We start from the raw sequence: 300 nt of genomic DNA on the forward strand, positions 1-300 counted from the left end.
GAATATGTAAGTGTTTATCAAAAAGGAAAAGGGTCGCACTCTATCTGAGTGCGTGGATTGAAATAGGAACAGACGGTCCTGCATTTTTAGAAGCATGTCGTCGCACTCTATCTGAGTGCGTGGATTGAAATGATTTTGGACATGCTCCCTCACCTTCTTTTCAAGCTCGTCGCACTCTATCTGAGTGCGTGGATTGAAATAGTCCCCTGTAATTGCTCTGTCTTTCATGGCCCAGGGTCGCACTCTATCTGAGTGCGTGGATTGAAATACAACCACCACATCAGCATCTTTAATGAGCTG

Source organism: Paenibacillus terrae, assembly GCF_005217525.1.
In the GTDB taxonomy this organism is placed as follows: domain Bacteria; phylum Bacillota; class Bacilli; order Paenibacillales; family Paenibacillaceae; genus Paenibacillus; species Paenibacillus terrae_C.